Origin of the sequence: Micromonospora sp. NPDC005979, assembly GCF_040614415.1 — a bacterium.
Taxonomy (GTDB): Bacteria; Actinomycetota; Actinomycetes; order Mycobacteriales; family Micromonosporaceae; genus Micromonospora.
This window is the reverse complement of sequence record NZ_JBEXUR010000011.1, coordinates 113964-134699: the sequence shown is the minus strand read 5'-3', so window position 1 is coordinate 134699 and position 20736 is coordinate 113964. Positions and strand designations below refer to the sequence as shown.

The window sequence follows — 20736 nt, the reverse complement described above, 5'->3', positions numbered from 1 at the left end:
ACCGGGTCCCGGGCGGCGTCGGAGGGTGGGTTCCGTGGGAGCAGGACATGACCACCACCACGGGTCGGTCGCCAACGCCGCCCACCAGCATCGGGGACGGCTCTGGGCGGCCTTCGGACTGCTCGCTGCCCTGATGGTGGTCGAGGCGGTGACCGCCTTCCACACCGGCTCACTGGCCCTGCTCTCCGACGCCGGGCACATGTTCACCGACGTGCTCGGCATCGGGATGGCGCTCGCCGCGATCACCGCCACGCGGCGGGCCACCGGCGACCCGCAACGCACCTTCGGGCTCTACCGCCTCGAAGTGCTCGCCGCGCTGGCCAACGCCGTCCTGCTCTCCGGCGTGGCGATCTACGTGGTGATCGAGGCGATCGGCCGGTTCGGCGACCCACACCAGGTGCTCAGCGGTCCGATGCTCACGGTGGCCATCCTCGGCCTGCTCGCGAACGTGGTCGCCTTCGGGCTGCTGCGCGCCGGCGCCCGGGAGAGCATCAACCTCCGGGGTGCCTACCTGGAGGTGCTGGGCGACCTGCTCGGCTCGCTCGGCGTGATCGGCGCCGCGCTGCTGATCGCCGTCACCGACTGGTGGTGGGCCGATCCGCTGGTCGCGGTCGGGATCGGCGTGTTCATCCTGCCGCGCACCTGGCGGCTGGGGCGGGCCGCCGTCCGCATCCTCGTGCAGGCCGCCCCGGAACACCTCCAGGTCACCGCCGTGCACGACCGACTGGCCGCGGTGCCCGGCGTGGTCGAGGTGCACGACCTGCACGTCTGGACGCTCACCTCGGGCATGGAGGTGGCCTCCGCGCACCTGACCATGGCGCCCGGCGCGGAGGTCGGCGCGGTGCTCACCGCGGCGCGTACCGCCCTGCGGGACGACTTCCGCATCGAGCACGCCACGCTGCAGACCGAACCCGGCGCCGCCCCGGGCGCCTGCGGTTCCGTCGAGTGGTGACCGTCATCCATCGTGACCGCGTAAGCACCTTCCGTCACAACGGCTGCACAGACCCCACCAGCACCGGTAGGCTCTGTCCCGGCCACCACCCGGCGGCGCCTCCCGGCGCCGGTGGCGGCCGTCGCCTAATCGCCCGACAGGGCGAACCGGGGAACCATGTTCCTGGGGTGCATCCGCGTCAGCGGTAGGGATCTTCCGTCCCGAACCCGTCAGCTAACCCGGTCGGCGGCTGACGGAAGGACATGCGTAGTGGCACCAGCACGCCCACCCGCCGCCCGACTTGCGGCACTGATCGTCATGATGGTCACCCTCGGCGTCGCGCTTCCGGTCGGCGCCGCCACCGCCGCTGCCCCCGGCGGCCTGCGGGCCGCCGCCGCTCCCGACGGCGACGAGGAGGGCGGCACCCCGGCGCTACGGGCCCAGCTCGAGGCGGCCAGCAAGGGCTACCTGGACGCGAAGCGCGCGCTGGACACCTCGGTCCAGCGGCAGCAGCAGCTCGCGGTCAAGCTCAAGACCACCGAGGCCGAGATGACCGTACGCAACGGCAAGGTCGGCGAGATCGCCGGCGTCGCGTACCGCACCGGCCGACTCAGCACCGTCTCGGCCCTGCTCAACAGCAACACCCCCGAGGGGTTCATGGACCGGGCGGCCACCCTCGACGTGGTGGCCGCCAACGAGGACCGGGTGCTGCGCGACCTGCACGCCACCCGGGACGAGGCGAACCGCACCCGCGTCGCCCTCGACGGCGAGATCCGGGAGCAGCGTAAGCAGGTCGAGGTGATGGCCAAGCGCAAGGAGCAGGCCGAGCGGGCCCTGACCGTCGCCAACGACAAGGCACGCGCCACCGCCGCCGCCGACACCGGCTCCAACCGTGGCACCTCCACCGCCAACGCTCAACCCGCCCCCCGCAACTCCGACGGCTCCTGGCCGTCCGAGTCGTGCAGCATCAACGACCCCACCCCGGCCAGCGGCTGCATCACCCCCCGCACCCTGCACGCGCTCAACCAGGCCAAGGCCGCCGGCTTCACCCGGTACGTCTCCTGTCACCGCAACGGCGGCTCGGGCGAGCACCCCAAGGGCCGGGCCTGCGACTTCGCCGCGCAGAAGGGTGGCTTCGGCGGGATCGCCAGCGGCGGCGACAAGACGTACGGCAACAACCTGGCCGCGTACTTCATCCGCAACGCCGACCGGCTCGCGGTGCTCTACGTGATCTGGTTCAAGCAGATCTGGCTACCCAGCAGCGGCTGGAAGTCGTACAGCGGGGGGAACGGCGACCCCTCCAGCGACCACACCAACCACGTGCATCTGTCGGTGTACTGACCGCCGAGGCCGTCCGGGGTACGTCAGCGGGCGTACCCCGGACGTCGTCGCTGGTCGGACGACCACGCGGGGTCGGGCCGGGAGCATTCGGGTATGCCGCGAATCGCGCCCCGCACCCGCAAGGCCCTGCTCACCCTGCACCTGGTCACCTCCCTCGGCTGGCTCGGGGCCGACCTGGTGCTGCTCACCCTCGGCATCGCGGCACAGCGCGGCGCCGACCCGGCGGCGGTCTACCCGGTCGCCGGGCTCGTCGGCACCGTGCTCTTCGCGCCGCTGAGCGTGCTCGTGTGGCTCGTCGGTGTCGCCAGCGCGCTGCTCACCCCCTGGGGCCTGCTGCGCTACCGGTGGGTGGTGATCAAGCTCGTGATCACCACCGTGATGGTCGGGCTGGTGCTGTTCCTGCTCACCCCGAACCTGCGGCACGCCGGCGCGCTGGGCGCCGCGCTACCGGCGCGGGACCGCGCCGACCTGGTGATCGCGCCCGCGGTGTCGACCAGTCTCATGATCATCGCGACGGTGCTGTCGACGTACAAGCCCTGGGGACGCCGACCCGCGCGACCCCGCCGCCCCGAGGCGACACAAGCCGCGACGCATGCCCCTCACGCCGGCAGCACCGGCAGCACCGGCAACACCGGCAACACGGTGACGCGGTGACGCGGTGACGCAGTCGCCATCACGATCAGGGCAGCCGGCGCATTAGGAGCCTGATCACGACGGCCGCACGCCGGGTGCCGGAGGGTGTGCACGCGCCCTTTGCTCTGCTTCAGCGGAGGCAACAGTCGGGGGCCATTTGTGTTGCCTCCGCTGAAGCAGAGCAAAGGACCGAACTGAGGCATCCGGTCGCCGGGCCGAGCCGCGCCGGGCCGGGCCGAGCCGCGCCGGGCCGAGCCGCGCCGCGCCGCGCCAGGCCAGGCCAGGCCAGGCCGCATTGCCTGGCGTCAGGGCGGGGTGGGCCGGGGCGGGCCGAGCCGGGCCAGGCCAGGCCGCATTGCCTTGCGTCGGGCCGGGGCGGGCCGGGGCGGGGCAGGGTGGGCCGCGTTGTGTTGGGCCGGACGGGCGGTCGGGGCTACGCCGAGGCAGGGCCTCGTCGGTGCCGCGTCGGCCATCTGGGAGGGTCCTGCGGTCAGGGCGCCGGGGTGTCGAGGGCCGCGCCGAGGCGCGCGGCCAGGGCTAGGTGGGCGGCGCGGGCCTGGCCGAAGGCGTACCGGAACAGGGGTGTCGGCGCGCGCAGGGTGATGTCGACGTCGATGCGGACCAGACCGTCCGGCTCGGCGCGCAGCCGGGTGTGGTTGCGAACCGTGGTGGCGGGCCACTGGCGGGCCACGGTGACGATCTCGTCGGGCTCGCTGACCAGCACGTCCGCGCGGTACGTGGTGCGAAAGCGCAGCGGGCCGGCGACCAGTCTGTCGTTGATCGTGTAGCTGGCGCGGGCGCCCGGGCGGGGCGGCACCTCGCGGACCCGCACGATCAGGGGATGCAGTTCACCCTGACGGCTCAGGTCGCTCAACAGCGCCGCCGCGTCGGCGAGTGAGCAGCGGGCCTGGACGGTGTAGCTGAAGGTATCGCTGCTGAGCACACCGTCTCCCGACGTCGCTGGTCGCACGATCGTCCCGTACGCCGCCCAGGCTGGCAACGGCCGGACGGACACCGTGCGTTGTCCCGGCATTCGCGCAGCGTTCCCACTACGGTCGGCTGATGGGAGATCACCGGTTGTGACGAAGGGGGACACATGAACGGTGACGACCGGTGAGCGGGCACGTGATGGTCTTCGCGCCGACGCCGCAGCTGACGGTGACCGTGGACCAGCCGAACGACCAGCCCGAGCTGCACCTGCACCCCGGCGGTCAGGGCGTCTGGCAGGCCCGCATGGTGCTGTCCCTCGGGGTCGACGTGGTGCTCTGCGCCGCGCTCGGCGGCGAGATCGGCCAGGTGCTGGAGCCGCTGCTGGTCAGCGAGGGGGTCGACCTGAAGGTCGTGGTGCGCGACTCCGGCAGCGGCGCGTACGTGCACGACCGTCGCGGCGGCTCCCGGCAGGAGGTCGTCGACGTGCCCGGCGAACGCCTGAGCCGCCACGAGTTGGACGAGCTGTACAACCTGGCGCTCGGCGAAGGACTGCGCGCCGAGGTGAGCGTCCTCAGTGGCCCGAACGCACCGTGGCTCGTCCCGGCCGACCTGTACCGGCGTTTCGCCGCCGACCTGGGCGCCAATGGCAGCCGGGTGGTCGTCGACCTGTCCGGTGACCACCTCGGCGCGGTGCTGGACAGCGGCGTGTTCTTCCTCAAGGTGAGCCACGAGGAGCTGATCCGGGACGGTCGTGCCCGCGACGGGAGCGGCCCGGAGCTGACGCGGGCGATGTACGACCTGCACGCCGCCGGCGCGGAGACGGTCGTGGTGAGCCGCGCCGAGCAGCCCGCGCTGGCGCTCGTCGACGGGGAACTCTTCGAGGTGGAGATGCCCCGGCTGGAGGCCGCCGACCCGCGCGGAGCGGGCGACTCGATGACCGCCGGCGTGGCGGCTGTGGTCGCCCGTGGCGGCGACATCCGTACGGCCATCCGCACCGGTGCGGCGGCGGGCGCGCTGAACGTGACCCGACACGGGCTGGGCACCGGACGGGTGGACTCGATCACCGGTCTCGTGGAGCGGGTCCGACTCGTCCCGACAGACAGCCGGCAACACGAGCGGACCACCCCCGACGAGTTGGCCGACCGGGTGGTGGAGCGATGACGCTGCGGGTGCTCGTCACCAACGACGACGGGATCGGCGCACCCGGCATCCAGGCGCTGGCCCGGGCCGCCACCGAGCGGGGGTTGGACGTGGTGGTCGCGGCGCCGCTGGAAGAAGCCAGCGGCACCAGCGCCTCGATGAGCGCGATCGAGCGGGACGGACGGGTGGTGGTGAACGACCATCCGCTGCCCGACCTGCAGGGAGTGCCCGCGTACGGGGTCGGCGGCTCGCCGGGTTTCATCACGTTGATCGCGCTGCACGGCGCGTTCGGCCCGCCGCCGTCGGTGGTGCTGTCGGGCATCAACCGGGGCGCCAACGCCGGTCGGGCGGTGCTGCACTCGGGCACGGTGGGCGCCGCCTTCACCGCGGCCTCGAACGGGTGCCGTGCCATGGCGGTCTCGCTGGACGTGCTGAGCGCGGGCGAGGCCACGGCGGCCAGCGGTGGCGCCGCCGTGGACGCAGCGGGCCGGGTACGCGACGCCGAGCGGCACTGGAGCACCGCCGCAAGGGTGGCCCTGGACCTGCTCCCCCGGCTGACCTCTGCGCCGCCGGAGAGCGTGCTCAACGTCAACGCCCCCGACCTGCCGCACGAGCGGCTGCACGGGGTACGCCGTGGCGCGCTGGCCAGCTTCGGCCAGGTGCAGATGACGGTGGCGGAGTCGGGTCACGGCTTCGTGCGTACCTCGTTGGAGGAGCCCGGGCAGGCCGCGCAGCCCGGCACCGACGTGGCGTTGCTGGCCGCCGGGTACGCGTCGGTCACGGCGATCCGGGCGGTCACCGAGGTGACCGACGTGGACCTGACCGGTCTGGACGAGCAGGCCTGACGGTGGCAGCCGCGCCTCAGGCGCCGGGAAGCACCTCGGGCGTGGCCGTTCCGGCGAAGTAGGGCTCGGGCGCGCCGAAGAGACCGAGCAGGCCGGTCACCCAGAGCTGACGGTGCACGAACCGGCTCGGCTCGGTGACGACCAGCTTGACGCCACTGACCTCGGCGGTCTGGAAGCCGGCGACCATGGCGCTGATGCCCACGGAGTCGATGAAGGTGACCAGCCTCATGTTCAGCTCGATGCGGAGCGGGCGGCTCTTGGCCAGCACCTCCGCAATCGCCTCACGCACCTCGTACGCTGTGTCGACGTCGATCTCACCCCGCGGGGCGATCTCGACGACACCACCGGACAGGACCGACTTCACAATCGACAGGCTCACGCGAGCACCTCCACCCGCCCGTCCCCCGGGCGCCTCATCAGTACGCGGGCCGCGACCGAGAGTATTCCTCCAACGGCCTCGGTCGCCACCCCTCGGGATGAGCAATTCACGGATCCGAGCGGACAAAGTCGCCCATATCCTCACTTTTCGGCATCTGATCATTCAATACTTTTCGTTATCTGATCAGTCGACGATCGGTCGGAACCGACGCGCCGCCGGACCAGGGTAGCGGTCGCGGTCCGGCAAGCCCGACATCCGTACCGTCCCGCACGCCCGCCCCGCGTGGGACCGGCGTGTCGCGGTCGGACCCGCCAACGTGGTTGCCGACGCTTCCTAGCATCGGCCGGGACACCCACCGTGACGGAGAGGACCTTCGATGATCAAGCGACTGGCCGGGTTGGCCGGCGTCGGTCTGCTGCTCGCCCTCGTACTGGCCTGCGGTTTCGGCGGCGGAGACGACGACGATGACGATGACGACGACTTCGCCCGCGGTGTTGCCGCGGTGGCGGTGCGCTGACCTCCCGCGCGTGCGCCATGCCGGGCCGGGTTTGCGCGCGACCGGCCCGGGGCACTGCGCAGTCAGCGAACCGTGTCGCGCTGGACGGACGCCGAGGTCCGAAGTGGCCGGCGGCTTCGGCACCTGAGGAGGTAACCACGATGTTCGGAACCAACCTGCTGGACCGGCGCAGCAAGCCGGAGCGGATCGCGGACCAGGCGTGGGAGCAGCTGCTCTCCGCCGTCAGCTCCGCGGGCGACAGTGTCCGGGACACCGCGCGATCGGCCCGTCGCAGCAGCGGCGACCTCGCCGACGGCGCCGGTGACCTGGTGGGCTCGGCGGCGGAGGAGGCACGGCGTCGCGCGTCGCGCGCCTTCGACGCGCTCGCCGGACGCCAGCCGGCGCTGCCGTGGACGCTGCTGATCGGCGCCGCGCTGGTCGGCGCGGCGGTCGGCTGGGCCGTGGGCTCCGCCGCCCGCGCCGCCGGCAGTCGGGACGACCGCGCCGTGGACGACGTCGAGTTCGTCGACGTCGACCGCCCCAACTCCCCCGTCGGCCTGGACGACTAGCACTTTCGGTACGCGAGCGGGCCCCGTCGACATCGCGTCGGCGGGGCCCGCTCGCGTACCGGTGGCGGCGCTGGGCGGAATTGCGCCCGGTCCGCCGGGGTGCCGGACCCCTCAGGCAGCCCCGGCGGACCGGTGTTCTGGGGTGGCCCGGGCGACGCCGGGCCACCGGGTCAGCGACTCGTGCAGCTCACCGAGGTGGGCGGCGAGTTGGTGCCGGTCCAGGAACCGAGGAAGCCAATCGTGGTGCTTGCCCCGGAGGCGAGCGCGCCGTTCCAGCCGCTGTCCACGACCGAGACGACCGCCCCGGTCTGGGTGTGGGTGCCGCCCCAGAGCTGGCTGACGCGCTGGCCGTTGGGGAAGGTCCAGCCGAGCGTCCAGCCCGCGATGGGCCTGGTGCCGGGGTTGCTGACCACGACCTCGGCCTGGAATCCGCCCGTCCACGAGCCGGTCACCCGGTAGGTCGCCGCACACCCACCAACCGGAGGCGGCGTGGTCGGAGGCGGCGTGGTCGGAGGCGGGGTCGTGGGAGGTGGGGTCGTGGGAGGCGGCGTGGTCGGAGGCGGGGTCGTGGGAGGCGGCGTCGTCGGAGGCGGGGTCGTGGGAGGCGGCGTGGTGGGAGGTGGCGTGCCGCCGGTGCGGTCGGCCACCAGGATGCCGCGACCGTTGGTGCCCAGGTAGACACGCCCGTAGACCCGGGGATCGCCGGTCAGCGCCTCGGTCGGGTTGCCGTACTGGTGGCGGTCGTCGTTGATGCGTACCCACGTCGTGCCGCCGTCGTCGGAGCGGTGTACGCCGGGCTGACCGTCCACCGTGCCGTAGAGGAAGACGGCGGGGTTGGTCCGCCCCGGCGCGGCCTTGCCGAAGCCGACGTTGCCGGAGGCGCTGACGCCGCCCAGCTTGGTGAAGCTGGCCCCGGAGTCGGTGGACCGCCAGAGCCCGCCCGGACCGGCCAGCCACAGCTCACCCGATTTGCCGGGCAACGCCTTGAAGCGCACGTCGGAGGTGGGCAGGCCGGTCGCCGCCGTCGCGGTGAAGCTCGCGCCGCCGTTGGTGCTCAGGTAGAGCCGGCCGCCGCTGAAGCCGTAGAACCGGTTGGGATCCACCCGGTCGGATTCGATCGTCGCGTTAGCCGGGATGCCGGTGGACGGCGCCCACGAGTTGCCGAAGCCCACCGCGTAGACGACGCGTTGGCCCGCGTCGCCGGGCGCCCAGACGAACCGGCTGCCGTCGGCCGCCGCGGCGACCGTACCGCCGGCGTTGACGCCCGACGGCTCGGTGCCCTGGAACCAGGTGGCCCCGCCGTCGGTGGAGAAGGCGACGTGGCTGTCGTTGGGCCGGTCGGAGTCGGTGAAGTTGCCGGCACGCACCAGCACCGCGGGCTTGCTCTCGGCGTAGTCCAGGCTCGTGGTGCTGGTGAAGACCGGCTGGGTGAAGAGCATCGACGGGATGGTTTCCAGGTCGGTGTGCCGGAAGCCGCCGACGTCGCCGAGGGCGCTGATCAGGGGCGCGCCGCTGGGTGGGCTGACCAGGTCGAGGACGGCCGTCTCCTCCAGGCCCCGGACCATCGGCCGGATCGTGAACTGACCGCCGGTGTCCCACTTGGTGAGGTCGGTGGTGCCGTAGATGGTGGCGCCGGTGCCGTACATCATGCGGTTGGAGTCGTGCGGGTCGATCTCCACCGACTCGTTCATCCAGCCGAGCTTGGGGGTCTCCTCGGGAGGCGCCGGGTTGGTGCCGAAGGTCAGCCAGGGCACCGAGCTGATGTCCATGGTGTAGCGCTTGGACCGCTGCGGGTAGCTGGTGAAGTCCCAGATGCGGGTCCAGGTCGCCCCACCGTCGGTGCTGCGGAAGAAGATCGCGTCCGGCCACCAGGAGACCTGGGTGGCCACCATCAGCGTGTTCGGGTGCTGCCGGTCGATGGTCAGCCCGCTGTAGCCGAAGTAGTCGTCGCCGCTGGTGGAGGGGATCGGGCTGATCCGCGTCCAGGAGCCGGTGGACCGGGTGAACTTCCAGACGTCGCCCTTGCCGCCGTCGTACGGGCCACCGGTGTCGCTGGTGGCGATGTAGAGGTGACCGCCGACCGGGTCGACGACGCCCTTGTGCGCCAGGTAGCCGGTGGGCTGCCCGGGAATCCGCGCCCAGGTGACACCGCCGTCGGTGCTGCGGTAGACCGGGTTGTCCTTGTCGGCCACACCCACGTAGATCGTCTGCGTGGTGGCGCCGGCGGTGCCGGTGCTCTTGTCGAAGCTGACCCAGGTGAGGCCCTGGTTCTGCCCGTTGTAGCCGTTCGGGTCGCTGGGGTCGGCCCGGTAGTTGCCGACGTTGGGGAAGGCGGTGACCTTGGCCCAGGTCGCCCCGTAGTCGGTGCTGCGCCACAGCCCGTTGCCGCCCTCGGCGCCGTAGTAGAGGGTGCTGTTCCGGTTGGGGTCGACGGCCAGCCGCTCGCCCATGCCCCGGCCCGGCATGTTGCCGCCGTTCTTGAACGGCAGCTCGGTGACCTGCCAGGTGGCGCCCTTGTCGGTCGAGCGCAGGATCGCGCCGTTGTTCGGGTCCCAGCCGTTGGTGTACATGCCGACGGCCGCGTACACCCGGTTGGTCTGCACCGGGTCGGTGGCGATGCTGACCACGCCGTTGTAGCCCCAGCGGTCCGCGCCGACCCAGTCGAGCAGCGGCGTCCACGACTGGCTGCCCTGCTCCCAGCGGTAGGCCCCGCCGATGTCGGTCCGGGCGTAGATCAGATTCTTCTCGGTGGGGTTGAAGACGATGCCCGGCACGAAGCCACCGCCGCCGACCGGCACGTTGCGCCAGGTGTACGCCTCGGCGGCGGCCGGGACCGGCGCCGAACCCGCGGCGGTGATCGGGACCGCCACGACGGCCGTGGCGACGGTCAGCGCCGCGACGACGACGCTGGCCAGTGATCTGGGCATCTGCGTTCCTCTCGGGGGTGGGGACCCGGGAGTCGGGATCGACCGGGGTGGCGTCGCGGCCCGGGGGACGAGCACGGCGACGCGGGGACGGGTCGACCGGAAATGGCGCGTCGCGGCCCGGGGGACGGACGACGACGCGGGGGACGGATCGGAGCTGCCCTGGCTCCAACCACCCGACGCGAGGCTCCCGCGATCGAGGAACGCACTCACCCTAACCGATCCGACGCCGCTATGGAAGCGCTCCCAACGCCGCTCGTGAGCCCGCCTGGCACGCAGGTCCGCCTGGTGGCCCCACCCGCATCGGGTGAGGACGGGTAACCCGCCCGGCCGGCAGGATCGGACCTCGGCGGGCCGTTCACGGCCAACACCCGGTCCGCCAGGCACGCGAGCGGATGGGAGGGGCAGATGGCCATCGCGACGATCACGCGTACCGACCAGGACATCCAGTCCGCCGTCCTCGACGAGTTGACCTGGGAACCCCGGGTGCAGCCGCACGAGATCGGCGTGACCGTGGCCGAGGGCGTCGTCACGCTGAGCGGACGGGTGGACAGCTACGCGAAGAAGTGGGCCGGGGAACGCGCCGCGCACCGCGTCGCCGGTGTCCGGGCGGTCGCCAACGACCTGACCGTGCAACTGGCCGGCAGCGACGAACGCGCCGACCCGGACCTGGCCGCCGCGGCCGGCGACGCCCTGGAGTGGGACGCGTTCGTGCCCATCGAGAAGCTCCAGGTCACCGTCTCGGCCGGGTGGGTGACGCTGCACGGTGAGGTCGAGTGGGAGTACCAGCGCCGGGCCGCCGAACGAGCGGTGTGCCGGCTGACCGGCGTCCGTGGGGTCAGCAACGGCATCACCGTCCAGCCGAACGCGACGCCGGACGGCGTGAACCTGGCCGAGAAGATCGTGGACGCGCTGGCCCGGGCCGGCGCCACCGAGGCCGAGCGGATCACCGTCCGGGTGCACGGCGACACGGCGGTTCTCGCCGGGTTGGTGCACTCCATGCCCGAACGCGCCGAGGTCGAGCAGGTGGCCTGGTCCGCGCCGGGCATCCGGGAGGTCCAGAACCACATCGCGGTCGCCCCGGTGCTGCGCTGAGCACGGGTACCACCCGGGACGGGTGAGTCCGTCTCACCCGTCCCGGCGGCAGGCTGGTGGCATGAGTGATCCGAACGGGCTGATCCAACCCGGGCACCCCGCCCCCGGCTTCACCCTGGCAAGCACTCCGGACGGGCGGCAGACCGGCCCCGAGCAGTTCCGGGGTCGCCCGGTCGTCCTGGCCTTCTATCCCGCCGACTGGAGCCCCGTCTGCGGTGACCAGATGTCGCTCTACCAGGCGGCGGCGCCGGTGTTCGAGCAGTACCAGGCCATGGTGCTGGGCATCTCGGTGGACAGCATCTGGTCGCACCGGGCGTTCGCCGAGAACCAGGGCATCACCTTCCCGCTGCTGTCCGACTTCGAGCCCAAGGGTGAGGTGTCCCGCCGGTACGGCGCGTACACCTCGCGGGGTGAGTCGGCCCGCGCGCTGGTGGTGCTCGACCAGGCCGGGACGGTGGCGTGGAGCTACCTGTCGGCCCCCGACGTCAACCCGGGCGCGGACGGGATCTTCGACGCGCTGGACAACCTGACCAACGAGCGGAAGGTGATGGCCCGATGACCACGCCACTGCAGGTCACCGCGCGGCTGCGCGAGCCGCTGACCGTCGAGGACCATGTCCGCGGGCCGTCCGACGCCGCGGTGACCATCATCGAGTACGGCGACTTCCAGTGCCGGTTCTGCGGCGCCGCGTACCCGAACCTGCACGAGCTGCTGCGCCAGCGCGCCGACACGGTACGGCTGGTCTACCGGTACTTCCCGATCGCCAACGTCCACCCGTACGCCGAACGGGCCGCCGAGACGGCGGAGGCCGCCGCGGCGCGCGGCAAGTTCTGGGAGATGCACGACTGGCTGTACGAGCACCAGGACCAGTTGGACCCCGTCCACCTCTCGCTCGGCGTCGAGCAGCTCGGGCTGCCGACGGACGAGGTGAACGGCGAGGTGGACCGCCGGACGTACGCCGACCGCGTACGTCGGGACTTCGTGGGCGGGATCCGCAGCGGGGTCAACGGCACACCGACCCTCTTCGTCAACGACGTCCGGCACGACGGCGGGTACGACCTGCCCGACCTGCTGGCCGCCGTGGACGCGGCGGCGAACGCCTGACAAGCTCCACCGCTCAGATCAGCCGCAGCTCGCGCGCCCGCCGGACCGCCTCGCGCCGGCGGGTCGCGCCGAGTTTGCGGTAGATGTTGCGTACGTGCGTCTTGACCGTGTTGACCGACAGCGACAGCTCGCCGGCGATCTCCACGTTGGACAGGATGCTCTGCAGGTACCGCAGGATGGTCAGCTCCCGCTCGGTGAGCGGCTCGTCGAGCGGGCCGCCCGGCTCGACCGCCGCCCGGGGCGTGCCCTCCTCGACGCCCCGGACCAGGTCACCGACCAGCGGGAAGTGCGCGGTACCCGCGTCGAGGTGGGCGGCCAGCAGGTCCCGGACCGACGGTTGCGCCCGGGTGAACGCCCGACGGGAGCCCTGCGGGCCCGCCAGGTCGAGCACCTGTTCGAGGACCCGCCCGGCCCGTCGTCCGTCCCCGGCCCGTTCGGCGAGTACCGCCTCCAGGAGGCCGGCGTCCAGGCGTACCGACAGGGGCCAGGCCGCAGCCGGCGGCCCCTGCCAGTCCGGTAGGGCCCGCCCGGCGGCGCCGAGGTCGCCGGCCCGCAGCTCGACCCGGGCCAGGGCCACGTCGAGCGCCGGGGTGGCCGGGTCGCCGGTGACGTCCGCGAGCAGGTCCCGGGCGGCGTCCAGGTCGCCCCGCTCGCCGCGGGCGTCGGCCTCGGCGGCCCGGAGCAGGCTCGACAGTTCGGCGGCGGCCGGCTCGCCGGGCAGTGCCTCGCGCGCGCCCACGAGCAGCCGCTGGGCGGCGGCCGGGTCACCGGCGTCCCGGGCCAGACCCGCGCGGCACAGCGCCAGGACCGCCGCCGCCACCGGCTCGTCGCCGGGCGCGTCGGTGGCCGGTGCGGCCAGCGCGAGGTTCGCGGCGACCTCCTCGGGCTGGTCCCGGTGCAGGGCCACCACCGCCAGGGCCAGGTACGCGTAGCCGCAGTCGAGCCGGCAGGACCAGCCCCGGCAGGGCGGCATGCCCAGCGCGTCGTGGGCCGCCTGCTCCGCCGCACGCAGGTCACCGCGCACGGCGAGCAGCAGCGCGGTGCGGCTGGCGGCGACCAGCTCGGTACGCGGCCGGCCGGCCTCCCGGGCCGCCGCCCGGGCCCGGACGAACCGCGCGTCGGGCAGCCCGCCGGCGGACATCCCGACCAGGCCCAGCGCGGTCCCGGTGAACGCCCGCAGGTCGGCGTCCCCGGGCCGCGAGGAGTCGGTCAGCGGCCCGGCCGGCGGGCCGTCGGGTGAGCCGGCGGTCGGTGCGGCGGTCGGGCGGATGCGCAGCAGTCGCGCTGCGGCCGCACGGGTCTGCGGCAGGTCACCGGCGAGCCGGGCGAGGGTCAGCTCCAGCGCGGTCGCCAACCGCAGGAACCGGTCCCGCCGTGGCGTCGGCAGCGCGTCCGCGTACGACGCGGCGGTGCGCAGGTGGCCGGTGGCGGCGCTCAGGTCGCCGGCGTACGCCCGCTCGGCGGCACTGGCCAGGGCCACCTCCGGATCGGCCTCGACCGCCTCCGGGGGCGGCGACGGCGGCGGCGGGCCACCGACCGGATCGTGGTCGTAGCGGGTCAGCTCCGGCCAGTTCGCGACGAACAGCTCGGCGGCCAGGTCCCAGCGGCCGGCGGCGAGGGCGTGCCGGAGGCCGTCGGCGGGTCGGTCCGCGCCGGCGTACCAGTCGGACGCCCGCGCGTGCAGCTCGCGCACCTCGTCGGCGGGCAGGCGGGCCAGCTCGGCGCGGAGCAGGTCGGCGAGCAGCGGGTCGCAGCGGTACCAGGGTGGACGGCTGTCCTCCCGGCGTAACGGGCCACCGGCCCCGGCCAGGTCGGCCAGCGCCTGCTCGGCGTCCGCGCGGCCGGTCAACGCCTCGGCCAGGTCGGCGCAGACGCTCTCGGCGAGGGCCGTACGACGCAGCAGGTCCCGATCGGCCGGGTCGATCGCGGTCAGCACCTCCTCGCGCAGGTAGCCGGCGATCTCCGGCTGGTCGCCGCCGAACTGCCCCACCCACCGTTCCGGGTCGGGCCGGCCGCGCAACGCCAGCGCGGCGATCCGCAACGCGGCCGGCCAGCCTCCGGTGCGCTCACGAAGCCGGTGTACGGCGGCGGCCGGCAGCGGCGCGGCGTGCGCGGTCAGCAGGTCGGCCACCTCGTCGTCGGTGAAGGCCAGCTCGTCCGTGCCGACCTCGGTCAGCTCGCCGGCGAGGCGGAGGCGGTGCAGGGCCAGTGGCAGCCCGGCCCGCGCGCCGACGACCAGGCGCAGTCGCTGCTCGGAGTGCCGCAGCAGGAACTCCAACCCGCTCAACGCGGCCGGGTCGGTGATGCGGTGCAGATCGTCCAGGACCAGCAGTACGGGCCGCTCGGCGGCGGCCAGCCCGGCCGCCAGCAGCTCCAGCTGGTCGGGGCGCGGCGGACCGGTCGGCAGGGGCGCGACCAGGTCGTCGTCCGCCGCGCCGGTGGCCGTGCGCAGGGCCGCCGCCAGGTACGCCCACAGCCGGTCGCCGTCGTCGCCGACCTCCACCGAGACCCACGCCGGCGCTGGCGCGTCCTCGGGTTCGGTCAGCCGTACCCAGGAGGCGAGCAGGGTCGTCTTGCCCCATCCCGCGGGCGCGACAACCAGGGTGACCGGCCCGGCGCTGCCCTCGTCGAGGAGGCGCAGCAGGCGCGGCCGGGCCACCACCGGCTCGGGCGGCACGGACGGCGTCAGCCGCGACGACAGCAGCGGCCGCCGCTCCCCCGGCCGCACCGCCGCCGTGCCGACCCGCCCGGAATCCTGCTGTTCCGGCACCCGGCTCCCACCCCCACCGCCCGCGTTCCGCCCCCCGGTCGGCGAGCGGTTACCCGGCGGGGACCGGTTCACCCCTTCCGGGCGAGCCCGCTTCACCCGGACCCGACCGACGATCGGGGGACGTGGACCGGGAGGACCGATGGGGCGCAGAGGACGGCTGGTACGGGCGGGATCGGCCCTCGGCGGCGGCGCGTTGGCCGGGGCGGCCCGGCTGCTGCGCGTACCCCGGTGGCGTGGGTCCGGCGCGGACCGCGACCTCACCGCGGCCGGGTGGGAGGTCGTGACCGTGGATCGGGCCCCGGGGCAGGTGCTTCCCGACGGCCGGTGGCCGGAGCCGTTGCGCCGCCTGGACGGCGTGGTGGAGGTGCGGGTACGACCGGCGCCGGGAGACCGGGGCACCGAGCTGGCCGCCCGGCCACTGGCCCGTGCCGCCGCGACGGCCGGCCTCGCCGCCCACCTCGTCGGCGACGATCCGCGCCTGCTGGTCCGGCGGGCCCTGCGCCAGGTGAAGCAGCGCGCCGAGGCCGGCGAGGTGCTGCGCGCGGACCGTTCGGCGCTGGACCGCCCGAGGGTCCCCGGGTGAGGGCGCTGTGCTGGGTGGCCGCCGACGAGTTGGCGGTACGCGAGGTGCCCGACCCGGAGTTGCGCAACGAGCGGGACGTCATCCTCCGCGTCCGCCGCAGCGCCACCTGCGGCGGTGACCTGCCCCTGCTGGCGGGACGGGACCCGCTGCTGCGCGCCGGTGACGTGCTGGGGGCCGAGTTCGTGGGCGAGGTGGTCGAGGCCGGGCCGGCGATCCGGCGGCACCGGATCGGCGACCGGGTGGTGGTCGGCGCGGGCGTGGCATGCGGCGGCTGCTGGTACTGCCGCCAGGGGCGACACTCGTGCTGCGACAACGCGGGCGTCGACGTGCCGAGCGTCGATCCGGACTGGGAACGTCCGGACGCCGGCTGCTTCGGCCGGCCCCGGGCGGCGGGCGGCTTCGCCGGTGGGCACGCCGAGTACGTGCGGGTGCCGTACGCCGACGTCGGCGCGTTCCGGGTGCCGGACGCGGTCGACGACGATCGGGCGCTCTTCGCCGCCGACGCGGCGCCGACCGGTTGGCTCGCGGCCGAACTGGGTGAGGTGCGATCCGGCGACGTGGTGGCGGTCTGGGGAGCCGGCGCGGTGGGCCAGTTGACCGCCCATGCCGCCGTGCTGCGGGGGGCGGCCCGGGTGCTCGTCGTCGACCGTTACGAGGAGCGACTGCGGATGGCCGAACGGCACGCCGGGGCGGAGCCGCTGGACTACCGCCGGGCCGATGTGACGACCGAGCTGCGCGAGCGCAGCGGTGGGCGGGGCCCGGACGTGTGCGTGGTCGCCGCCGGTCCGCCGCCACCCCGCTCGGTCGTCGACCGGTTGGCCGGCGGCGGCCGGCCGGACCCGGTACGCGAGGCGGTGCACGCCTGCCGCAAGGACGGCGTGGTGGTGGTGCTCGGCGGCACGCACGGGTCCGTCGACGGGTTCGCCCTGGGCACGGTCACCGACAAGCGGCTCACGGTGCGTGGGGCCCGCCGGCCGGACCTGCGGGACGTACCGATGCTGCTGCACCGGATGGCCCGCGACGAGCTGCGGACCGAGCACCTCGCCACCCACCGGTTGCCGCTCGCGGACGGCCCCTCGGGGTATGCGCTGTTCGCCGACCGCGCCGACGGCTGCATCCGGGTCGTGTTCACGCCGTGACCCGCCCTCGCCGGATCGGCGCGCGACGATGACCGGTGGCAGACTCGGAGGATGACTGGCGAGCGGGCGTACGACGTGGTGCTGTTCGGCGCGACCGGCTTCACGGGCGGGCTGACGGCCGAGTACCTGGCCCGGCACGCCCCGCCCGGGTTGCGCTGGGCCCTGGCCGGGCGCGACCCCGGTCGCCTGGCCGCCGTGCGGGACCGGCTCGCCGCGATCGAACCCGCGCTGGTCGACCTGCCACTGCTGCACGCCGACGTGGGCGACGCCGGGTCGCTGCGGGTGGTGGCCGAGAGCGCCCGGGTGGTCGCCAGCACCGTCGGGCCGTACGTCCACCACGGCGAGCCGCTGGTCGCGGCCTGCGCCCGGGCCGGCACCGACTACCTGGACATCACCGGCGAGCCGGAGTTCGTCGACCTGATGTACGTCCGCCACCACGCCGAGGCGACCCGCACGGGCGCCCGCCTCGTGCACGCCTGCGGGTTCGACTCCGTCCCGCACGACCTGGGCGTCTGGTTCACCGTCAAGCACCTGCCGGCCGGTGAACCGATCACCGTCGACGGTTACGTGCGCGCCGGCGCCCGGTTCTCCGGTGGCACCTACCATTCCGCGCTCACCGCCTTCGCCCGGACCGGGGAGGCCAGCCGGGCCGCCCGGGCCCGCCGGGCGGTCGAGCCACGTCCCACCGACCGCCGGGTCCGCGCGGTACCCGGCCGGCTGGCCCGCTCGGCGGAGCTGGGCATCTGGACCGTGCCGCTGCCCACCATCGATCCGCAGGTCGTCCGCCGGTCGGCCGCGGCCCGCCCGGAGTACGGGCCGGACTTCCGCTACCGGCACTTCGCGGCGCTGAAGCGGCTGCCGACGGTGCTCGTCGGCGCGGTGGGGCTCGGCGCGCTGATCGGCCTGGTGAAGGTGCCGCCCACCCGGCGGTGGCTGCTCGGTCGGCTCGCCTCCGGGCAGGGGCCCAGCGCGCAGCAGCGGGCGTCGTCCTGGTTCCGGGTCCGGTTCGTCGGCACCGGGGGCGGACAGCGCGTGGTCACCGAGGTCGCGGGCGGCGACCCGGGCTACGACGAGACGGCGAAGATGCTCGCCGAGTCGGCGCTGTGTCTGGCGCTCGACGACCTGCCGCCGACCGCCGGCCAGCTCACCCCGGTCACCGCGATGGGCGACGCGCTGCTCGACCGGCTGGTCCGCGCCGGGCTCACCTTCCGGGTGCTGAAGCGGGACGAGGTCGCAGTGGGCTCGTCGGCGGCGGAAGCGACGCGCGACACGGCGGCGCGTGGGGCCGGGTCGGCCGCTTGACCCTCGACCAGGTCGAGGGGGCAGGATGCCCGACGTGGTGAGCGACCTGCACAGCATCGGCGAGTTGGCCCGGGCCAGCGGCCTGACCGTCAGCGCGCTGCGCTTCTACGACTCGGCGGGCGTGCTGACGCCGGCCCTGGTCGACCCGGTGACCGGCTACCGCTGGTACACCGACGCGCAGGTCGCCCCGGCCCGGCTGGTCGCCGGGCTGCGCCGGGTCGGCATGCCGGTGCCCGACATCGCCGCCGCTGTCCGCGCCGAGCCGGCCGAGGTGCACCGGCTGCTCGACGCGCACCTGCGCCGGCTGAGCGACGGGCTCGCCGACGCACGCCGTGAGATCACGCGGCTGCGTACCCTGGTCGATCCGGGCCCGGCCGTGGTGACCACGCTGCTGCTCTCCCCCGCCGAGTTCGCCGCCGCGCTCGACGCGGTCCGCTTCGCCGTCGGCGTCGACCCGGAGCTGCCGGCCCTGTCCGGGATGCTGCTCGACGTCGAGCCGGACGGGGTGCGGCTGGTCGCCACCGACCGGCACCGCCTCGCGCTGGCCCGGGCCGGGGCCGCCGTCGACGGGCCGCCCGTGCGGGTGCTGCTGCCGGTGGACCTCGTCGACCGCCTACGCCGACTGCTGGACACCGACGACGGGCCGGTACGACTGACGGTGGCCGGGCCCGAGCTGCGGGTCATGGTGGCCGGCCGGACGCTCACGGGCGTCGCCCTGCCGTACGACTTCCCGGACTACCGGCGGCTGCTGCGCGAGGCGGTCGGCGCGCGGCCGGCCGCGTACCGCATCCCGGTGGACGTGGTGGCCCTGCGCGCCGCGCTGCGCGACCCGGCCGCACCCACGCTCGCCCGCGAGTACGCGGGCACGCCGCTGGCGGTCTCCGTCCTGGGCCTCGACGAGGCGGGTGGCCTGCGGCTGCTGCACCCCACCGAGCTGACCGGGCTGCCCGCCGATCCGAACGGCGAGCTGCGGTTCGGGGTGAACGGCGCGTACCTGCTCGACGCGCTGGACGCGGCCGGCGGCCCGCAACTGGTGCTGGAGCTGGACGGGCCGATCGCCCCGCTGGCCGTACGCCGCCCGGACGACGAGGACACGTTCTCCGTCCTGATGCCGATCCGGTTGTAGAAACCCCTCGCGCTCCCCGTCCCGGGGTGGAAACGTGCGCGACGGTAACATCTGATGGTTCACCAGTGAACCCCGGACGGAGGCGTACGGAGCAGCATGCTCGACATGGAGTTGATCCGGAAGGATCGCGAGGCGGTGGCGACCGCGCTGGCGAAGCGACTGGATCCCGCCGAGGTCACCCGATCCCTGGACGAGATCCAGCGGCTCGACCAGGAACGCCGCGCCCTGATCACGGAGATCGACGCCGAGCGGCAACGCCGCAAGGCCGAGGCCCGGGCGTACGCGCAGGCGAAGCGCGCCGGCACCGAGCCGCAGGTCTCCGCCCCCGAGGCGGAGCGCAAGCAGCTCGCCGACCTGGAGTCCCAGTTGGACGAGGTGCAGGCCCGGCTGCGCGACGCGATGAGCGAGCTGCCGAACCTGCCCGCCGACGACATCCTCCCCGGCGGCAAGGAGGCCAACCGGGTCGTCAAGACCTTCGGTGAGCCGCCGGTGATCGAGAAGGTCCGCGATCACGTGGAGCTGTCCCGGGCGCTCGGTCTGGTCGACTACGAGCGCGGCGTCAAGCTCGGCGGCTCCGGCTTCTGGATCTACACGGGGATCGGCGCCCGGTTGGAGTGGGCGCTGCTGAACTACTTCGTCGACCAGCACATCAAGGCCGGGTACGAGTTCCTGCTCCCGCCGCACCTGCTGCTCGACTCGGCCGGGTTCGCCGCCGGCCAGTTCCCCAAGTTCTACGACGACGTCTACCACCTGGACGCCGCCTCCGCGCCGCGTGGACAGTTCCTGCTGCCCACCTCGGAGACGGCGATCCTGGGCGCGTACCAGGACGAGATCCTGGAGACCACGAAGCTGCCGTTGAAGGCGTTCGCGTACACGCCGTGCTACCGGCGGGAGTCGGCCGGGTCGCACTCGGACGAGCGTGGCACGGTGCGCGGGCACCAGTTCAACAAGGTGGAGATCTTCCAGTTCACCCTGCCCGAGCAGGCGGACGCGGCGTTGGAGGAGATGCTCGCCCACGCCGAGAGCCTGGTCGAGGGGCTGGGCCTGCACTACCAGCGCACGCTGCTCTCGGCCGGTGACGCCAGCGCCTCGATGAAGAAGACCCTCGACATCGAGGTGTGGATGCCGAGCACGGGCAAGTACAAGGAGGTCTCGTCGGTCTCCTGGGCCGGCGACTACCAGGCGCGTCGGGCGGCCATCCGCTACCGCGAGCCGGGTGGCAAGCAGACCCGCTTCGTGCACACCCTCAACGGCTCCGCCCTGGCCACGAGCCGCCTCTTCCCGGCCATCCTGGAGCAGTACCAGCAGGCCGACGGCAGCGTCCTGGTCCCCAAGGTCCTCCAGGACCGCCTGGGCATCGACCGGCTGACCCCCCTGCGCTGAGTCAGTCGGCGGCGGGGCTGGTGCGATCCGCACCAGCCCCGCCGTC

At 74.0% G+C, this 20736-nt stretch carries 19 protein-coding genes and 1 riboswitch; of the genes, 15 read left to right on the top strand and 4 right to left on the bottom strand.

Annotation, left to right across the window (positions count from 1 at the left end; all coding sequences use genetic code 11):
• Positions 1-34: 34 nt before the first annotated feature.
• The 3 genes from ABZ272_RS19710 (at position 35) to ABZ272_RS19700 (ending at position 2926) form a co-directional block, all read left to right on the top strand.
• Positions 35-952 carry a cation diffusion facilitator family transporter gene (locus ABZ272_RS19710; protein WP_355051389.1) on the top strand — a complete coding sequence of 306 codons (918 nt, stop codon included), beginning with the start codon at positions 35-37 and terminating at the stop codon, positions 950-952.
• Between the two features lie 112 nt (positions 953-1064).
• Positions 1065-1196: riboswitch (cyclic di-AMP (ydaO/yuaA leader) on the top strand.
• A gap of 53 nt (positions 1197-1249) precedes the next feature.
• Positions 1250-2272 carry a hypothetical protein gene (locus ABZ272_RS19705; protein ID WP_355051495.1) on the top strand — a complete coding sequence of 341 codons (1023 nt, stop codon included), beginning with the start codon at positions 1250-1252 and terminating at the stop codon, positions 2270-2272.
• A gap of 93 nt (positions 2273-2365) precedes the next feature.
• Positions 2366-2926, top strand: a complete 561-nt coding sequence (locus tag ABZ272_RS19700) for a hypothetical protein (protein WP_355051388.1) — start codon at positions 2366-2368, stop codon at positions 2924-2926.
• A 469-nt stretch (positions 2927-3395) separates the two neighbouring features.
• Here ABZ272_RS19700 and ABZ272_RS19695 read toward each other — a convergent pair whose 3' ends face one another.
• Positions 3396-3848 carry an SRPBCC family protein gene (locus ABZ272_RS19695; protein ID WP_355051387.1) on the bottom strand — a complete coding sequence of 151 codons (453 nt, stop codon included), beginning with the start codon at positions 3846-3848 and terminating at the stop codon, positions 3396-3398.
• 170 nt (positions 3849-4018) lie between these two features.
• Here ABZ272_RS19695 and ABZ272_RS19690 point away from each other — a divergent pair, with 170 nt between their 5' ends.
• Both ABZ272_RS19690 and ABZ272_RS19685 read left to right on the top strand, forming a co-directional pair.
• Positions 4019-4996, top strand: coding sequence for a PfkB family carbohydrate kinase (locus ABZ272_RS19690; RefSeq protein WP_355051386.1), 978 nt, complete (start codon positions 4019-4021; stop codon positions 4994-4996).
• On the top strand, positions 4993-5820 hold the full coding sequence (locus ABZ272_RS19685) for a 5'/3'-nucleotidase SurE (protein ID WP_355051385.1): 828 nt from the start codon (positions 4993-4995) through the stop codon (positions 5818-5820). Before ABZ272_RS19690 ends, ABZ272_RS19685 begins: the two co-directional genes overlap by 4 nt.
• 16 nt (positions 5821-5836) lie before the next feature.
• On the opposite strand, the gene ABZ272_RS19680 is transcribed toward ABZ272_RS19685, so the two are convergent.
• Complete coding sequence (locus ABZ272_RS19680; protein ID WP_355051384.1) at positions 5837-6199, bottom strand: STAS domain-containing protein; 363 nt, start codon at positions 6197-6199, stop codon at positions 5837-5839.
• A 376-nt stretch (positions 6200-6575) separates the two neighbouring features.
• Between ABZ272_RS19680 and ABZ272_RS19675 the strand changes: the two genes are divergently transcribed.
• Complete coding sequence (locus tag ABZ272_RS19675; RefSeq protein WP_355051383.1) at positions 6576-6716, top strand: hypothetical protein; 141 nt, start codon at positions 6576-6578, stop codon at positions 6714-6716.
• 140 nt (positions 6717-6856) lie between these two features.
• Positions 6857-7264, top strand: a complete 408-nt coding sequence (locus tag ABZ272_RS19670; protein WP_355051382.1) for a hypothetical protein — start codon at positions 6857-6859, stop codon at positions 7262-7264.
• A 170-nt stretch (positions 7265-7434) separates the two neighbouring features.
• On the opposite strand, the gene ABZ272_RS19665 is transcribed toward ABZ272_RS19670, so the two are convergent.
• Complete coding sequence (locus tag ABZ272_RS19665) at positions 7435-10191, bottom strand: cellulose binding domain-containing protein (protein WP_355051381.1); 2757 nt, start codon at positions 10189-10191, stop codon at positions 7435-7437.
• Positions 10192-10596: 405 nt separating this feature from the next.
• Between ABZ272_RS19665 and ABZ272_RS19660 the strand changes: the two genes are divergently transcribed.
• From ABZ272_RS19660 to ABZ272_RS19650, 3 genes are all read left to right on the top strand, one after another.
• The gene (locus ABZ272_RS19660; protein ID WP_355051380.1) at positions 10597-11283 is read left to right on the top strand and encodes a BON domain-containing protein; all 687 of its coding nucleotides are present in this window, start codon (positions 10597-10599) and stop codon (positions 11281-11283) included.
• Positions 11284-11344: 61 nt separating this feature from the next.
• A complete protein-coding gene (locus ABZ272_RS19655) occupies positions 11345-11842 on the top strand; it encodes a redoxin domain-containing protein (protein WP_355051379.1) in 498 nt (165 codons plus the stop codon).
• The gene (locus ABZ272_RS19650; RefSeq protein ID WP_355051378.1) at positions 11839-12387 is read left to right on the top strand and encodes a thioredoxin domain-containing protein; all 549 of its coding nucleotides are present in this window, start codon (positions 11839-11841) and stop codon (positions 12385-12387) included. Before ABZ272_RS19655 ends, ABZ272_RS19650 begins: the two co-directional genes overlap by 4 nt.
• A 13-nt stretch (positions 12388-12400) precedes the next feature.
• On the opposite strand, the gene ABZ272_RS19645 is transcribed toward ABZ272_RS19650, so the two are convergent.
• On the bottom strand, positions 12401-15115 hold the full coding sequence (locus ABZ272_RS19645) for a LuxR C-terminal-related transcriptional regulator (RefSeq protein ID WP_355051494.1): 2715 nt from the start codon (positions 15113-15115) through the stop codon (positions 12401-12403).
• Between the two features lie 181 nt (positions 15116-15296).
• On the opposite strand from ABZ272_RS19645, the gene ABZ272_RS19640 reads away from it, so the two are divergent.
• From ABZ272_RS19640 to serS, 5 genes are all read left to right on the top strand, one after another.
• Entirely contained in the window at positions 15297-15740 is a 444-nt protein-coding gene (locus ABZ272_RS19640; protein WP_355051377.1) for a hypothetical protein, read from the top strand.
• The gene (locus tag ABZ272_RS19635; RefSeq protein WP_355051376.1) at positions 15737-16879 is read left to right on the top strand and encodes an alcohol dehydrogenase catalytic domain-containing protein; all 1143 of its coding nucleotides are present in this window, start codon (positions 15737-15739) and stop codon (positions 16877-16879) included. The genes ABZ272_RS19640 and ABZ272_RS19635 overlap by 4 nt, the downstream gene beginning before the upstream one ends.
• 51 nt (positions 16880-16930) lie before the next feature.
• Positions 16931-18181, top strand: a complete 1251-nt coding sequence (locus ABZ272_RS19630) for a saccharopine dehydrogenase NADP-binding domain-containing protein (RefSeq protein ID WP_355051375.1) — start codon at positions 16931-16933, stop codon at positions 18179-18181.
• Between the two features lie 25 nt (positions 18182-18206).
• The gene (locus tag ABZ272_RS19625; RefSeq protein WP_355051374.1) at positions 18207-19307 is read left to right on the top strand and encodes a MerR family transcriptional regulator; all 1101 of its coding nucleotides are present in this window, start codon (positions 18207-18209) and stop codon (positions 19305-19307) included.
• A 96-nt stretch (positions 19308-19403) separates the two neighbouring features.
• Positions 19404-20690 carry a serine--tRNA ligase gene (gene serS / locus ABZ272_RS19620; RefSeq protein WP_355051373.1) on the top strand — a complete coding sequence of 429 codons (1287 nt, stop codon included), beginning with the start codon at positions 19404-19406 and terminating at the stop codon, positions 20688-20690.
• Positions 20691-20736: the final 46 nt, after the last annotated feature.

Excerpts from the sequence above, each read along its gene's own strand:
- ABZ272_RS19705 (WP_355051495.1), top strand. The coding sequence starts at position 1,250 with ATGATGGTCACCCTCGGCGTCGCGCTTCCGGTCGGCGCCGCCACCGCC.
- ABZ272_RS19700 (WP_355051388.1), top strand. The coding sequence starts at position 2,366 with ATGCCGCGAATCGCGCCCCGCACCCGCAAGGCCCTGCTCACCCTGCAC.
- ABZ272_RS19685 (WP_355051385.1), top strand. The coding sequence starts at position 4,993 with ATGACGCTGCGGGTGCTCGTCACCAACGACGACGGGATCGGCGCACCC.
- ABZ272_RS19675 (WP_355051383.1), top strand. The coding sequence starts at position 6,576 with ATGATCAAGCGACTGGCCGGGTTGGCCGGCGTCGGTCTGCTGCTCGCC.
- ABZ272_RS19670 (WP_355051382.1), top strand. The coding sequence starts at position 6,857 with ATGTTCGGAACCAACCTGCTGGACCGGCGCAGCAAGCCGGAGCGGATC.
- ABZ272_RS19665 (WP_355051381.1), bottom strand. The coding sequence starts at position 10,191 with ATGCCCAGATCACTGGCCAGCGTCGTCGTCGCGGCGCTGACCGTCGCC.
- ABZ272_RS19660 (WP_355051380.1), top strand. The coding sequence starts at position 10,597 with ATGGCCATCGCGACGATCACGCGTACCGACCAGGACATCCAGTCCGCC.
- ABZ272_RS19655 (WP_355051379.1), top strand. The coding sequence starts at position 11,345 with ATGAGTGATCCGAACGGGCTGATCCAACCCGGGCACCCCGCCCCCGGC.
- ABZ272_RS19650 (WP_355051378.1), top strand. The coding sequence starts at position 11,839 with ATGACCACGCCACTGCAGGTCACCGCGCGGCTGCGCGAGCCGCTGACC.
- ABZ272_RS19640 (WP_355051377.1), top strand. The coding sequence starts at position 15,297 with ATGGGGCGCAGAGGACGGCTGGTACGGGCGGGATCGGCCCTCGGCGGC.
- ABZ272_RS19630 (WP_355051375.1), top strand. The coding sequence starts at position 16,931 with ATGACTGGCGAGCGGGCGTACGACGTGGTGCTGTTCGGCGCGACCGGC.
- ABZ272_RS19625 (WP_355051374.1), top strand. The coding sequence starts at position 18,207 with ATGCCCGACGTGGTGAGCGACCTGCACAGCATCGGCGAGTTGGCCCGG.
- serS (WP_355051373.1), top strand. The coding sequence starts at position 19,404 with ATGCTCGACATGGAGTTGATCCGGAAGGATCGCGAGGCGGTGGCGACC.